We start from the raw sequence: 239 nt of genomic DNA on the forward strand, positions 1-239 counted from the left end.
GAGAGGTCCTGCTGGGCGAGCCGCAGGTCGGTCGAGGCCTTCAGCACCACCCGCTGCGAGGCCAGGAACGCCTCGGAGCGCTGGACCTCCAGCAGAACCGCGTTGGCGGTCTCGGTCCAACGGGTCATCATCTCGCGGGCGGAGCTGAAGCCCTCGCCGCGCTCCGCACGGTCATTGGCCTCCTTGGCGAAGGTGCCGGCCGCCCGGGTCCAGGCATCCAGCATCACCGCCTGGTGTTC

At 70.3% G+C, this 239-nt stretch carries 1 pseudogene; it reads right to left on the bottom strand.

Annotation, left to right across the window (positions count from 1 at the left end):
* Positions 1–239 (bottom strand): annotated as a pseudogene (locus MFF64_RS37310) (poly(R)-hydroxyalkanoic acid synthase subunit PhaE); the annotation flags it as partial.

It is taken from the genome of Methylobacterium frigidaeris, assembly GCF_022179185.1.
Taxonomy (GTDB): domain Bacteria; phylum Pseudomonadota; class Alphaproteobacteria; order Rhizobiales; family Beijerinckiaceae; genus Methylobacterium; species Methylobacterium frigidaeris.